Raw genomic sequence first — 13,124 nt, 5'->3', positions numbered from 1 at the left:
TCTGTCTGATTTGAGCCCCAAAATGTCAGGGTTCGCTTGCACCAGAATGATTTTGGCGCAATGATCTGGCGAACAAAAAGACTTTCATACTCAATACCTCCTCCGGAGTAAGGATTTATTTGTGAATATCAATTGGGAACAACTGAACCTTGATCCACAGCTACTGTGGGCTGATTACATCCTTCCTTGGGGCACCCAGATCGTACTGGCTATTCTGGTGTTCTTTATCGGCCGCATCATCGCCCGTACCGTAACTAACGGAACGCGTAAGGTTATGGAGAAAGCCAGCCTTGAGCCTATGCTGGTGAACTTCCTGGCCAATATTATTGGTAGCGTCCTGCTCCTGCTTGTTATTGTCTTCTCGCTATCGCAGTTAGGCGTTGATACCACCTCTCTGGTCGCTCTGCTTGGTGCCGCCGGTCTGGCTGTTGGTCTGGCCTTGAAAGACTCGCTGTCCCACTTCGCTGCGGGTGTTATGTTGATCCTGTTCCGTCCATTCAAAGTGGGTGACTTCTGTGAGCTCGACGGCGAGATGGGCACAGTTGAGCAGATCACCATCCTGCATACCCGCCTGAAGACACCTGATAACAAGGTCATCACAATTCCGAATGGCAACGTGTTCTCTGGCACCATGACCAACTTCTCAGAGCAGCCGACCCGCCGCGTCGACATGGTGTTTGGTATTGGCTACGGTTCGGATCTTCTTAAAGCGAAGAAAATCCTGGAAGAAATGGTGAACGCGGACGAGCGTATTCTGGCCGACCCAGCACCTAAAATTGCCGTCCATGAACTGGCTGATTCGTCTGTGAATATTATCTGCCGCCCATGGGTAAACGCTGCGGACTTGTGGCCAGTACACTGGGACATGATGGAAAAAGTGAAACTTCGTTTCGATGAAGAAGGCATTGAAATTCCATTCCCACAGGTATCTGTGCATATGGAAAAAGACGACTGATTTATTATCACACTAAAGAAGACCGGCGAATGCGCCGGTTTTTTTATGGCCGCACCTAAACGCGGGCAGGAAGGTTCACAACTCTGCGGCTGTTCAGATTGTGTTCGATCAATGGTCCCAGCTCGTACTCAGGCAGAGCCCGGCTGAAATAGAATCCTTGAATTGACATCGCACTGATGGCGTTGAGAGCCGCCAGCTCGGCTTCGGTTTCAACCCCCTCTGCCACCACATCCAGCTCCAGCAATCTTGCCAGGCTGACAATGGTTTCAACAATTGCAGCTTTGCTATCCTGCTGCTCAAGGTCTGTAATAAAACTGCGGTCAATTTTTAACACATCAATCGGTAAATGGCGCAGATAGCTTAGCGATGAGTATCCGGTTCCAAAATCATCTAATGCGATCTTGATACCGGCGTTACGTAATTTACTTAGCTCAGTTTTGGCGATATCTATGTTGCCAACAAATACCGACTCGGTGACTTCAAGACGCAGGAACTCGGGGCTGAGCTGATGCTCGTTAAGAAGTCTGAAGACCGTCGATGCAAAACCTTCCGACAGTAACTGCATCGCTGACACGTTCACGCCGATATAAAAGGGCTCGCCGCGCAGCACACCGGCGGTCAGTGACTTCGCCATAGCAATACTCTGCGACAGAATACATTCACCCAACTCTCCCATCAGACCACTCTGCTCTGCTGCGGGAATGAACTCGGCTGGGGATACAGTCCCAACACCGGGACAATCCATACGTGCCAGAGCTTCAAAGCCCACCAGTGCTTTAGTGCGCCCCGCAAATATTGGTTGAAACCAGGGCGCAATGCCTCCGTCGCGAATACCGCTGCGGATTTTCTGCTCAATCAACACACGACGAGCACTGACATCCCGGTGCTGCTGATCATAAAAGCAGATTTCGCCTCGCTTCTTCGAGTAGCGCAACGCCGACCACGCTGCATTGATCATTTCTTCAGCACTGGTGTTGGCCAGCTCAGTGCTTTCCAACGCGCCAATCGCAGTGTTAATCACGTGATCCCCATATGACTGGATCCGGAAAGGCTCAGAAAAACTCGTGGCTATGGCGTCGCACTCGGCTTCCATTAGCTGGGTAGGGTCGTCATTGCCACGTACCTGGCCAAAAACAGCGAACGTATTACCGGAAATCTTAGCCACCACAGAGCGGACATCGACCGTACCTATAAGCCGACGGGACACGTCGTCCTGCAATGTACTCAAGCCAGAATGATCCAGCGACTCGCTGAGTGAATCTAACTGGTGAAAAGCAATCAGAATCAGATAAAAACTGGCGCCTTTATCCATCACATCTTCCATACGCTCACGCAGGAAATGCTCATTAGGAAGCCCCGTGCGCTGATCTACAAGACGCATACTGGTAATGTCGGTCTGAGTGCCTGCCAACAGGGTAGGCTCTCCGTTTTCTCGCGCTGACAGGCTCCGCGACACAGCATCCAGCGGTAGCCGCCCGAAGCATGGCGTATACGATACTCTGCGGTAAGATTATTCTCCCGACCTTCAAGCAAGGCCTTAATCGCCCCCTGAAGATCGGCACGATCACGAGGATGAACCCGTTGCAGCCAGTGATTCAGATCCTGAAATTCATCAGTCACTGGCTCGCCAACCATTGCATGCCACTTGGCTGAAAACTCCACCCGATCTTCATTAAAGAACCAGATCCAGACACCGTCGTCAGAACCAGAAATTACCAGATCGAGCAATTCCGTTCGTTCTTTTACTTTGTGCTCGAGACGATTATTTAATTGCTCAAGCTGGCTCATGTTTCTGCGTACATTTTCCAGCAGAAAATTCACCAGTAGCGATAACTTCTGGCCTTGAACATCATCGCTGTCGATGGATACGTGCATATCGAATTTATTGTCGACGGTATCGCAAAGCTGGTCGGCGATACTGGCGATAACAGATTGAAGCTCGCTGTCTTTACCGGAATAACTCATGCCGTGGTCACCGCAGTATCACTGAGGCTGACAGGGCGGGGCGTCTGCCAGTTAATAGCAAAACAACATTCAGCATCACCACGCTTCATGCAGCGTTCACAGCTGACCTGAAGTTTCTCACCGTATAAAGCCGCGACTTCATGAGCGAGTGCTTTGTAGAGTGCGCACAGCTTGTTAGGGGAGCGATAGTTGACCCTGACAAACCCGGGCCGTACCTGCTCGGCAAAAAATTTATCCGTGACCGCTTTGCGATCTTCCTGAGTCTTCAGACCGGAAGCCATAACGGCATGAATGGTCGCCTGTCGCAGCAGAAACTCTTCCGAGGATGACGACATATCAAAAAAGCGAGGGAACAGGTCGCGGGCACGCTTCAGAAACGCTTTGGCATACAAAGCACTCAGCTCATCTTCTGACAATCCGGTTTCGTCGCTACTCGCTTGCAATAGCCGGTGAAACTCGTCATCTGAATAATTCTGATCTATCCGGAAGGTAACATTCTCAGGGACTTCAGCTCGTTTCAGGACTGCGCCCAGTAATGGCTTTCCGCCGGTTTCTTCCAGCAGATCAAGCAGTACTTTCTGAATAATACCGATCATGCAGGCTCCACAAGAGACTGGAGCCAGAAAAGCCCCGGGATTAAATTGATATAAATTTCAATGTAGTCACCGGTTCTCTGTAAGCAACTGCAAACAAAGACTCATAACAGGAAATTACAAGCGGCAACAAAGCCTTTGCGTAAATCGACGGTACTTCTCCTCGCCGTCCCGTTCAGATCACTCAGTGGAGGCTTGCACGTCGCTCTTTCGTTGAAGCTAACTTCTGCCACATTGATTTCTCTGCATCCCTGCTGTCTCCGAATGTGAATTCTTTGAGAATTCCCAGGCTCTCCTCGCAAAAATCCCGCATAGATAGTTGCTCTAACAACTCCAGCACTCTGCTGAACAAAAAGCGGCAGCTTCGCTGGTCGCCGAGACGACGAAAGGCAGCCATCATCTGAGCTGCTGCTTCAAGATAGCGCTGTTGTGCCGCACGATCAGGGTTTCTTGCCAGCTCCAGCTCCGCCACTTCAACGGCATTACCGAAACATATAGCTGCTCTCTGCCAGTGCTCGCCGAGCATCGCCTCACAGCCCATGGACGTTGCCCGCTGCCAGCTCGGTGTCAGCTCAGAAGGATTATCGATCAGCCACTGACGATGGCCGTTACACATGTATCTCATATCAGGCCGCCGCCAGCGAATTGTATTCACTGATGATCTGAGATACCCACTGCTCAACACGAGCATCAGTCAGTTCAAACTGCTGATCCTCATCGATGGCCAGACCACAAAACAGTGTCTTATCGTCATTTACGGCACGCGAAGCTTCGAACTCATACCCTTCCGTTGGCCAGTAACCGATAAAACGCGCACCAGCTTTTTGCAGATGTTCCTGTAACCAGCCCATGGCATCGACAAAAAAGTCACCGTAGCCAAACTGATCTCCCAGGCCATAGAGGGCAACCGTTTTCCCGGACATATCCAGGGCCTGAATCATTTCCTCCACGTCTTCCCAGTCAACCTGAATGCCTCCAAAGTCCCACGTTGGTATGCCCATAATGGCCAGGTCATAACCCTGGATTTGCTCCGGCTCGGCATCTGTGATGTTAACCAGTTCCGCAACAATACCAGCCCCCTGTAGCTGCTCAGATATCTTCTCCGCAACATCCTCGGTGTTCCCGGTATCCGTTCCGAAGATGATCCCGACAGATGCCTGACTCAATGCTGAACTCATAGCTGACTCGCCTCTGAATAAATATTAATGCGAATAATTATCGTTATATTATAAAGAAAGGCAATACTCTTCTGCGCAGAGATCCCTCAGAAGAGTAAAGACTACTGAAGTAGTAAGGTGGAGCAGGTAGTGATGGAGAGCCTTAACGGCGGGGCTTTGGTTTGAAAGCCGACATGATGGCCAGAGGAATGGTCAATGCCAGCCAGATGACAAGCGAAGTGATAAAATATGAGATCTGTAATTCAGCAAACAGATTCGACTGGAGCACGATCTGAAAGACCCCGTATAACGCCATACCACCAAAATAGAAAAGGCCAAAAACCAACCAACCGGGCAGGCCGCTGGTGCCGGTTCTGACGATCTTACCTGCGATTTTCACAGAGAGATCCATAAAGAAGTACAGCCCCATCACAGTCAGCGTAATCGCAATAGCATGTCGCAGAGGACCATCCCAATAGGTTTCGGTATCCGCCGCCGCAGAGACATCACCACCGGCGTAGAGTGAGTAGGCTCCACTCAGGATGGTAAACAGACCCGTCAGTATGGTGAGGTAGTCGGCAAGCGCCGAGCGATGTGGCATATCATTCATAACATCCCCCTGATACCAATCCGGCGGCTCAAGGCCGCCGGTTGTTATTATTTTATGTACTGGTGTCGCGCAGCTTGCGTGGGATCAGTGACCCAGAGCCAGCTGGAAGTGTTCACAGGCCAGCGTCTCATCGCCTTCGGCCAGCATGACCTTACCCATTTCAGCGTGCAGTTCGGCCAGGCCTCTGATACTCAAGCCGGTCTGCAGATATTCGCGGGCTTTTTCCAGATCATTCACACGCAGCGCCAGACGACCCAGAGTGAGCAGCAGGAGCGGGTCATTAGGACGCTCTTTCAGCTGCTGCTCAGCAAACAGCAGCTGCTTGTTGGCATCTTTACCTTTCAGACGACCGTAGATTTCTACCAGCTCGTCGTGCCATACATGCTTAAGGCCTTCACGCAGCGCTTCTTCTGCTTTCTCTTCCTGCTCAGTTTCGAGCAGCAGGTCAACGTATGACTTCATCACATCGCTGGTGTAACGCACGTCGCGGCCGAGACCATCAAACGTTGCTGTCAGGCCCTGTCCACCATTTGCATGACGGGCGCGGTCGAGCAGTTGCAGAGCAACGTTGCGCTCCAGCTTACGCAACTCTTCATCCGGGATTTTGGTCGCTTTGCGCAGGGTTGGCAGAAGCTCATTCAACGCTACCCAGTCTTCGAGATCCTGCAGCGTTTTTACCAGCAGTTTCAGCAGATAGGCATGACGGGGATGCTTTTCACGCAGGCTGATCAGCACGGCCAGCGCCTGCTCGTTCTGGTGACGCGATTGCAGCAGCTGTACCTGAGTAATACCCACCGCCAGGTCTGAGCCTTTGGTGCTCAGGCTTGCCTGCTTGAGCCATTCGTCCGTTGCTTCTGACTTATCCTGCTCGTAAGCAGCACGGGCAGCCGCCAGGTAGTTGATCAAAGGCTGATCAGAATCTTTAGCGCTGCTTGTCAAGTTGCGTTCGGCACGGCGCCACTGACCCTGCGCCAAAGCAAGCAGGCCTCGCGTGGTCTGACGACGGGCACGTAAGCTGCGACGACGCTGACGCCACTCATTGAAGCGGCGGTCGCTACCAAACAACACCAGCAACGCACGCAATGCTATATACACAGCCAGCAGGGCGATGGCGCCCAATACCAGAAACATCCAGAGGCTGGTCTCTACCGTGTAGTTTTCCCAGCTGAGCATGACATAGCCAGCATCGATATAAACGAATGCGCCAACGGCCAGCGCTCCCGCAGCAATCAGGATCAGAAAAAGAACGATCAGTCTCATGCGTCGTCCTCCGTACCGGCCTCTTCAGCCTCATCCGCATTTGCTTCTGTTGGCTGTACAGTGCCATTGCGGCGCTGCTCTTCAACCAGTTTCTGCAACATCAGGAGTGACGCAGTAATGTCAGGGCGCTCCGGAGCCACTTCCCAGGCCTGCAGTTCAGACAAGGCAGCGCGGGCCGCACGAGTGCGTGCATCTTCAATAACCAGATAGGCATCTAACCACTCTGAGACGCGCTGAAGGCTGTGCTCATACAGTTCGGTCTGTTCGCGCAGGAGTGCAATCTGAGCCTGTTCCAGCATCAGGTGCATGTTCTGCTGCAGGTAATACTGCTGATCGGGCGTCAGTGGCGCCGCGATTGGCTCGTCACGCTCACGGATACGCACCATACGAATCACGTTATCTCTGACGGTGTACCAGAGGTTCCAGTACCAGGTCTGCTCTTCCAGCGTGAGAGGTTCTTCTTCAGCAACAGGTTCTGCAATCAGTTTTTCTGGCATCCATGGCAGCGCTGTTACCTGCTCCTGCAGAGCCTGCAGGCGGAAGATGGCACCCACACGATCAACGGCAGGCACGGCACGCAGAGCCATCAGCTCACGGGCAATCTGAGCACGGACTTTATCAAAACGGGGGTTACGCGTTTCAATGATGACGTTGTCTGCTGCGGTCAGCATGCTGATCGCACCTTCCCAGTCACGCTCAAGCTCAAGGCGCTGACTGGCAAGGCGCAGCAGGTATTCTGCTTCAGCCAGTAGCCAATCCTGACGCTCTGCACCCGGCAGCTTACCCAGACGCTCTGTGTTGTGAGCCACCTGAGCGGCAAGGTTCTGAGACGCTGTATTCAGTGCTTCTGCGCGCTGCATCAATGTTGTTTCACGCGCGTTGCTCGCTTCAATTTTCTGCAGTGCAGTATTGAGGCGATCAGTCAGGACCGCAGTTTCAGCGGTTGCAGCCTGTTGCTGCTGCCAGCCGAAAAAGCCTGCCGCGCCCGCCAGAGCAAACAGGATGATGATCAGGAGCAGGTTAAACCAGGAAAGCACATTGGAACTGCGCTTTTCTTTCTGTCCCTTATCAGCCGGGGCGTTAGTCTGTTGTTCGTTGCTCACGGTGAATTTCCTTCTGAAATTGGCCTTAACGGCGAAATCTTAACGGCCTGCGGCAAACCGCGCGCGCAGGCTGTGCAAAGTATCTTCATTACGGGCACTGGCCGCAACCACCACGTCAGTACAGCCTTGCTGCCTGGCGTAAGTAGCCACTCGCTCACTTGGCACTATGATGGTACTTACCCGGGTCGCGATATCAGGTATTTGTTGTTGTGCAATATCGAGCGCCTGCCCACTGCTTAGCAGCAATACTGGCGCGCCCTGCAAAGTTTTTTCCCAGTCGGCTTCCGCCCATTCAATCTGCCGGCGCTCATAGAGCTCGGCGTAGTCGACACGGGCACCACGCTCACGCAGAACCGATGCCAGGGTTTCCCGACCGCCGACTCCGCGCCAGATGAGTATTTTCTCACCCTCGACCTGCTGTAACGATGGCAGCGCGAGTACTCCCTCACTGTCGTATCGGTCAACCGGCATTTCTGCGTCGATATCGTACTCGCGATAAACCGCTGCCGTTGTCGGGCCGACAGCGTACCAACGCAGGCCCACTGGCATCTGCGGCCAGTAATCGTCCATCCATCCGAAACCCGCCTCAGCGGCATTCTGGCTGATTGCGATGACAGCGTCATAATGGTCTATATCGAGGATTTTCTGACGACAGGCACGTGAGACCGCGCTGTCATCATCTTCAAATCGGCGAATCTCAATCAAGGGATGATGGCGAACCTCAAAGCCAAGCTCCGCCACTGAGCTGATTAATTCACTGGCTTTGTCCGCAGGTCGCGTTACTACAACCGGCGGTAACGCTTCAGTGAACGTCATGACCATACACGGCACGCAGGATATCACCCGCTCCCTGCGCCAACAGGTCTTCTGCTGCCTTTATACCCAGCGCTTCGGCGTCTTCTGGCGAGCCCCGGTATTCGGTACGCAGCATTTGCTGGCCGTCTTCGCTACCCACCAGACCACGGAGCCACAATTCATCACCATCAATGATGGCGTAACAAGCGATGGGGACCTGACAGCCCCCTTGCAGGCGGCGGTTCATGGCACGTTCTGCCAATACACATTGTGCGGTTACTTCGTGGTGCAGCGGCGCGAGCAAGGCATGAATGTCTTTATCAGCACTGCGCCACTCAATCCCAAGGGCACCCTGCCCACCCGCTGGCAGTGATTCTTCTGCCGGCATGAATGCGGCAATGCGCTCATCCATTTCCATACGCAGCAGACCTGCAGAGGCAAGAATGATGGCATCGTATTCGCCAGCGTCCATCTTACCCAGACGCGTTTGTACGTTGCCGCGCAGACTCTTCACTTCAAGATCAGGGCGTCGCTCTTTGGCCTGACAGCCACGGCGCAGACTGGATGTACCGAGCACTGAGCCCTCTGGCATCTCGGCCAGAGCCTTGTATTTGTTCGAGACGAACGCATCCAGAGGGTTTTCGCGATCGCAGATCACACCGAGCTCAAGCCCTTCCGGAAACTCCATCGGCACGTCTTTCATTGAATGCACAGCGATATCCGCCCGCCCGTCGAGCATGGCGCTTTCCAGCTCTTTGACAAACAACCCTTTGCCACCGATTTTCGCCAGAGGCACATCCAGAATTTTGTCTCCCTGAGTGGTAAATGTAACCAGCTCAACCTCAAGCCCCGGATGCAACGCTTCCAGGCGGGCCTTAATGTGTTCGGCCTGCCACATGGCCAGTGGGCTTTTGCGGGTCGCAATGCGGAGTAGGGATGGTGTCGGCATGATGTCCTCGAACCTGAAACTGTGCATTTATCAAGCGCGGATGATAACAGGATTGGGGGGCGATTGCTGCGCGGCCTCAGCCGCCGCGCAGATGCTTCTTCACACCGGGCGCGTGGCGCCGGCTCACTGGCAGAGGTTGATCACAATCCCGCAGCCACAAAACAACACCGTCATCGGTGTTTTCGAGGCGCTGAACCCGGTCGGACGCAACAAGGTAGCTGCGGTGAATCCGCATAAAGCGTTGCGGAAATTCTTCTTCCAATTGCTTCAGCGAATCGTCTATCAGGGTCTCTCCGTCAGCATGGTGCATACTGACGTATTTCTGGTCTGCGCTGAAAAACAGCACATCATCTACCGGGGTCAGCACTAAGCCTTGCGACGTTCGCGCACTGATGTGTGTACGCGCAGCCGGACCGGACACCTGCCGACTCAGACGTTCTGCCGCCCGGCTCAACGCCCGGGTGAGATCTTCTTTGCGGATCGGTTTCAGCAGGTAATCTGCAGCATCCACATCGAAAGCCGCCAGAGCGTGATCGTCAAAGGCGGTACAGAAGACGATGACAGGGGCACTTGGCAGCGTTCTGATTTTCTCTGCGGCCTGCAAACCATCCAGGCCGGGCATCTGGATATCGAGCAGAACAAGATCCGCTCTGAACTGCGACAACCAATCCACTGCCGCCTGCCCATCTCCGGCTTCAGCGACACACGTAAAGTCTTTGTGCTCCTCAAGCAGGCGTTTCAGACGCTGCCGTGCGAGGGGCTCATCATCGACCACCAGAACGCGGTAACTCATACTCTATCCCCATTCTCTGGTATCAGGATCCGTGCTTCGTAGCGATGTCCCTCATCCTCTACATTAAGTGTGGCACCTTCACCGAAAAGCGCCTCCAGACGTGCGCGGATATTCTGATGGGCTATGCGGTTGCCACTGGACTCGACGGACTCACTGCTTTTGCTGTTACTGATCTGCAGCAACCAACCTTTATCCATCTGCGCCAGCGACACCCTGATGTCTCCCTGCGCCACAACAGGCTGGATACCGTGATAAACAGCATTCTCAAGCAAAGGCTGCAAAATTAATTGTGGCACCCGTATATCTGGCAGAACGTGAGGAAGTTCCCATTCCACCAGCATCCGGTCGCCTAAACGGGTCTGTTCAATATCAAGATACCCCTGCCCAAGTTTGATCTCTTCTGCCAAAGAAGTCGTTTCTTCGGTTCCACGTAAAACCGCGCGGAAAAGCTGAGCCAGCTCAAGCAGCATCTGCTCCGCTTTTTCAGGGTCTATGACGATTAGAGAAGCAACGGTGTTGAGGGTATTAAAAAAGAAATGCGGACGGATATTTGCCTGCAAGGCCGCAAGACGAGCCCGGAGTTCAGCCTGAGTCTGCAAGCGCCACTGGCTCTGCACGTAAAAATAGCGCATCGCCATCGCCGAAAAAATTGCGCTGACCAGTTGGTTGCGGGCAACCCAGTACCAATCCAGCGAGGGCTGAATTGCAGGTAAGAAGGTTTCACCCAACAGGCTGATACACAAGGTCACCAGCTGGATAATGAGCAGAGCCACAGTTGATGCCGCCCACACCGGCAGCCTCGCCAGCTGGCTACGGGCCTGACACAACACCGCCACGGATACTAACGCTACCCATTGAACAAACAGTGAAACCAGCCCAAAGCGAATTCCTGAAAACCCGTCGATACCGCTTTCGATCAATGTCAGAGCCAGAACCAGCGCTTCACTGACAATCAGCAGTATGAGTACGGCACGGGCATTACACAGGTCCGGCAAAAAGAAGCCGTCCAGAAGCTCGTCCCGGGTCTGGGTCTGTTTGTTCTTCACACCATGTCCTGTTTCAGTAGCAGCAAACGCTTCATCAGAGTCTCACTATAATCTGCCCTGCCGTAAAGGGCAGATTACTCCGGTATGAACGTAAAGCCGCAAAGGCTATAATCCCGCCTTTCTTCAATTCAACGAATGTCCGATCAGAGGTGCCTGATGACCGACCAATCCACAAACGCTTCCTGGGGAGGCCGCTTTTCTGAAGCGACCGACGCCTTTGTCGCCCGCTATACCGCCTCTGTGGAGTTTGATCAGCGCATGTACCGCCAGGACATTCAGGGCTCCATCGCGCATGCAACCATGCTGTGCAAAGTAGGTGTTCTGACTGAGCAGGAGCGCGACGACATCATCAATGGCCTGAACGAAATTCAGAGCGACATTGAGAATGGCAAATTCGAGTGGTCCATCGAGCTTGAAGACGTGCACATGAACATTGAAGCTGCCCTGACGGCCAAGATTGGTATTACGGGCAAGAAGCTACACACTGGCCGCTCCCGTAACGACCAGGTAGCGACGGACATCCGTCTGTACATGCGTGATGAGATCGACGTTATCTCTGCCGAACTGACGCGCCTGCAACAAGGTCTGGTTGAGCTGGCTGAACGTGAAGCCGACACCATCATGCCGGGCTTTACCCATCTACAGACCGCACAGCCAGTGACCTTTGGTCATCACCTGCTGGCCTGGAACGAAATGCTTGAGCGTGATTACGCCCGCCTTCAGGACTGCCGCAAGCGCGTAAACCAGATGCCACTGGGCGCTGCTGCACTCGCTGGTACGACGTATCCCATCGATCGTCATTACACTGCCGAGCTACTGGGCTTTGAAGCACCGACCGAGAACAGTCTCGATTCCGTCTCTGACCGTGACTTCGCCATCGAATTTACCAGCGCAGCGTCTCTGATCATGATGCACATGTCGCGCTTCTCTGAAGAACTGGTGCTGTGGGCGTCTGCTCAGTTCCAGTTTGTCGATCTGCCTGACCGCTTCTGCACCGGCTCATCCATCATGCCGCAGAAGAAAAATCCGGACGTTCCTGAACTGGTGCGCGGAAAAACCGGTCGTGTGTATGGTCATATGATCAGCTTGCTGACCCTGATGAAGTCACAGCCACTGGCCTACAACAAAGACAATCAGGAAGACAAAGAGCCACTGTTTGATACGGCAGACACTCTGCGTGACTCACTGCGCGCCTTCGCTGATATGGTTCCACACCTGCAGGCGAAGAAAGAGTTTATGCGTGAGGCGGCCATGCGCGGTTTCTCTACCGCAACGGACCTTGCTGACTATGTAGTTCGTAAAGGCATTCCATTCCGTGATGCACACGAAATTGTCGGTAAAGCGGTCGCTTACGGTCTGGAAACAGGCAAAGATCTGAGCGAAATGACGCTCGAAGAACTGAAGCAGTTTTCGGATCAGATTTCTGAAGATGTATTCGATGTTCTGACACTGGAAGGATCTGTCGCGGCTCGCGATCATATTGGTGGAACCGCGCCTGATCAGGTGTGTGCAGCGGCTGGCAGAGCACGCCAGAAACTGTCGGCTCGCGGCTAAGCGTGAGGCTCAGCTGAAATGAAAAGGGCAGCGGATCAGCTGCCCTTTTTTTTGAACCAACCCGGCACGTTATTGACCGACACGAAGCGGAACACCAACACCGCGTGCACCAGACCAATGATCAGCCCCATGCCCATTTGTCCGGTTTCCATCAGCTCCCAGACCAGCATGGGTAGAGTCAGAATCGGAAACCACGCGATATAGCGAAAAAAAACACGCTCAAATCGCGTCGTAGGCAGATCCTGTTTACTCATATCCTGTTTCTGCGTCGTCATACAGTACCTCCATCAGAAGCCCAGCTTGTCACCACGACCAGTCTCTGCCTATTAGAGGAAAGTCGAATA

At 53.4% G+C, this 13,124-nt stretch carries 15 protein-coding genes; 2 read left to right on the top strand and 13 right to left on the bottom strand.

Going from position 1 to position 13,124, the window contains the following annotated elements; translation table 11 throughout:
- Positions 1-121: 121 nt before the first annotated feature.
- Positions 122-955, top strand: coding sequence for a mechanosensitive ion channel family protein (locus tag AC5E51_RS13530; protein ID WP_491778692.1), 834 nt, complete (start codon positions 122-124; stop codon positions 953-955).
- A 55-nt stretch (positions 956-1,010) separates the two neighbouring features.
- Here the strand turns inward: AC5E51_RS13530 and AC5E51_RS13525 are convergent, their stop codons facing one another.
- The 12 genes from AC5E51_RS13525 to AC5E51_RS13470 all read right to left on the bottom strand — a co-directional run bounded on the left by AC5E51_RS13525 (position 1,011) and on the right by AC5E51_RS13470 (position 11,226).
- Entirely contained in the window at positions 1,011-2,366 is a 1,356-nt protein-coding gene (locus AC5E51_RS13525) for a putative bifunctional diguanylate cyclase/phosphodiesterase (RefSeq protein ID WP_491778691.1), read from the bottom strand.
- A complete protein-coding gene (locus tag AC5E51_RS13520; protein WP_488072752.1) occupies positions 2,324-2,920 on the bottom strand; it encodes a PAS domain-containing protein in 597 nt (198 codons plus the stop codon). The genes AC5E51_RS13525 and AC5E51_RS13520 overlap by 43 nt, the downstream gene beginning before the upstream one ends.
- Complete coding sequence (locus tag AC5E51_RS13515; RefSeq protein WP_488072753.1) at positions 2,917-3,516, bottom strand: heme NO-binding domain-containing protein; 600 nt, start codon at positions 3,514-3,516, stop codon at positions 2,917-2,919. Before AC5E51_RS13515 ends, AC5E51_RS13520 begins: the two co-directional genes overlap by 4 nt.
- Positions 3,517-3,697: 181 nt before the next feature.
- Positions 3,698-4,138, bottom strand: a complete 441-nt coding sequence (locus AC5E51_RS13510; RefSeq protein ID WP_297531383.1) for a hypothetical protein — start codon at positions 4,136-4,138, stop codon at positions 3,698-3,700.
- Between the two features lies 1 nt (position 4,139).
- Entirely contained in the window at positions 4,140-4,691 is a 552-nt protein-coding gene (locus tag AC5E51_RS13505) for a flavodoxin (RefSeq protein WP_301377198.1), read from the bottom strand.
- A 142-nt stretch (positions 4,692-4,833) separates the two neighbouring features.
- Positions 4,834-5,280, bottom strand: coding sequence for a hypothetical protein (locus AC5E51_RS13500; protein WP_076514317.1), 447 nt, complete (start codon positions 5,278-5,280; stop codon positions 4,834-4,836).
- Positions 5,281-5,364: 84 nt separating this feature from the next.
- On the bottom strand, positions 5,365-6,540 hold the full coding sequence (locus AC5E51_RS13495) for a heme biosynthesis protein HemY (RefSeq protein WP_297531378.1): 1,176 nt from the start codon (positions 6,538-6,540) through the stop codon (positions 5,365-5,367).
- Entirely contained in the window at positions 6,537-7,643 is a 1,107-nt protein-coding gene (locus AC5E51_RS13490) for a uroporphyrinogen-III C-methyltransferase (RefSeq protein ID WP_301377196.1), read from the bottom strand. The genes AC5E51_RS13495 and AC5E51_RS13490 overlap by 4 nt, the downstream gene beginning before the upstream one ends.
- Positions 7,644-7,682: 39 nt before the next feature.
- The gene (locus AC5E51_RS13485) at positions 7,683-8,459 is read right to left on the bottom strand and encodes a uroporphyrinogen-III synthase (protein ID WP_488046745.1); all 777 of its coding nucleotides are present in this window, start codon (positions 8,457-8,459) and stop codon (positions 7,683-7,685) included.
- Positions 8,446-9,387 carry a hydroxymethylbilane synthase gene (hemC, locus tag AC5E51_RS13480; protein WP_068436896.1) on the bottom strand — a complete coding sequence of 314 codons (942 nt, stop codon included), beginning with the start codon at positions 9,385-9,387 and terminating at the stop codon, positions 8,446-8,448. Before hemC ends, AC5E51_RS13485 begins: the two co-directional genes overlap by 14 nt.
- 76 nt (positions 9,388-9,463) lie before the next feature.
- Entirely contained in the window at positions 9,464-10,180 is a 717-nt protein-coding gene (locus AC5E51_RS13475) for a LytR/AlgR family response regulator transcription factor (protein ID WP_068436893.1), read from the bottom strand.
- The gene (locus AC5E51_RS13470; protein ID WP_068436891.1) at positions 10,177-11,226 is read right to left on the bottom strand and encodes a sensor histidine kinase; all 1,050 of its coding nucleotides are present in this window, start codon (positions 11,224-11,226) and stop codon (positions 10,177-10,179) included. The genes AC5E51_RS13475 and AC5E51_RS13470 overlap by 4 nt, the downstream gene beginning before the upstream one ends.
- A gap of 156 nt (positions 11,227-11,382) precedes the next feature.
- Here AC5E51_RS13470 and argH point away from each other — a divergent pair, with 156 nt between their 5' ends.
- The gene (gene argH / locus AC5E51_RS13465; protein WP_301377190.1) at positions 11,383-12,780 is read left to right on the top strand and encodes an argininosuccinate lyase; all 1,398 of its coding nucleotides are present in this window, start codon (positions 11,383-11,385) and stop codon (positions 12,778-12,780) included.
- A gap of 35 nt (positions 12,781-12,815) precedes the next feature.
- Here the strand turns inward: argH and AC5E51_RS13460 are convergent, their stop codons facing one another.
- A complete protein-coding gene (locus AC5E51_RS13460; RefSeq protein ID WP_068436887.1) occupies positions 12,816-13,055 on the bottom strand; it encodes a hypothetical protein in 240 nt (79 codons plus the stop codon).
- Positions 13,056-13,124 lie beyond the last annotated feature (69 nt).

Source organism: Thalassolituus sp. (genome assembly GCF_984348125.1).
Note: the sequence above shows the minus strand (reverse complement) of the source record. Positions and strands in the feature narration are given on the sequence as shown.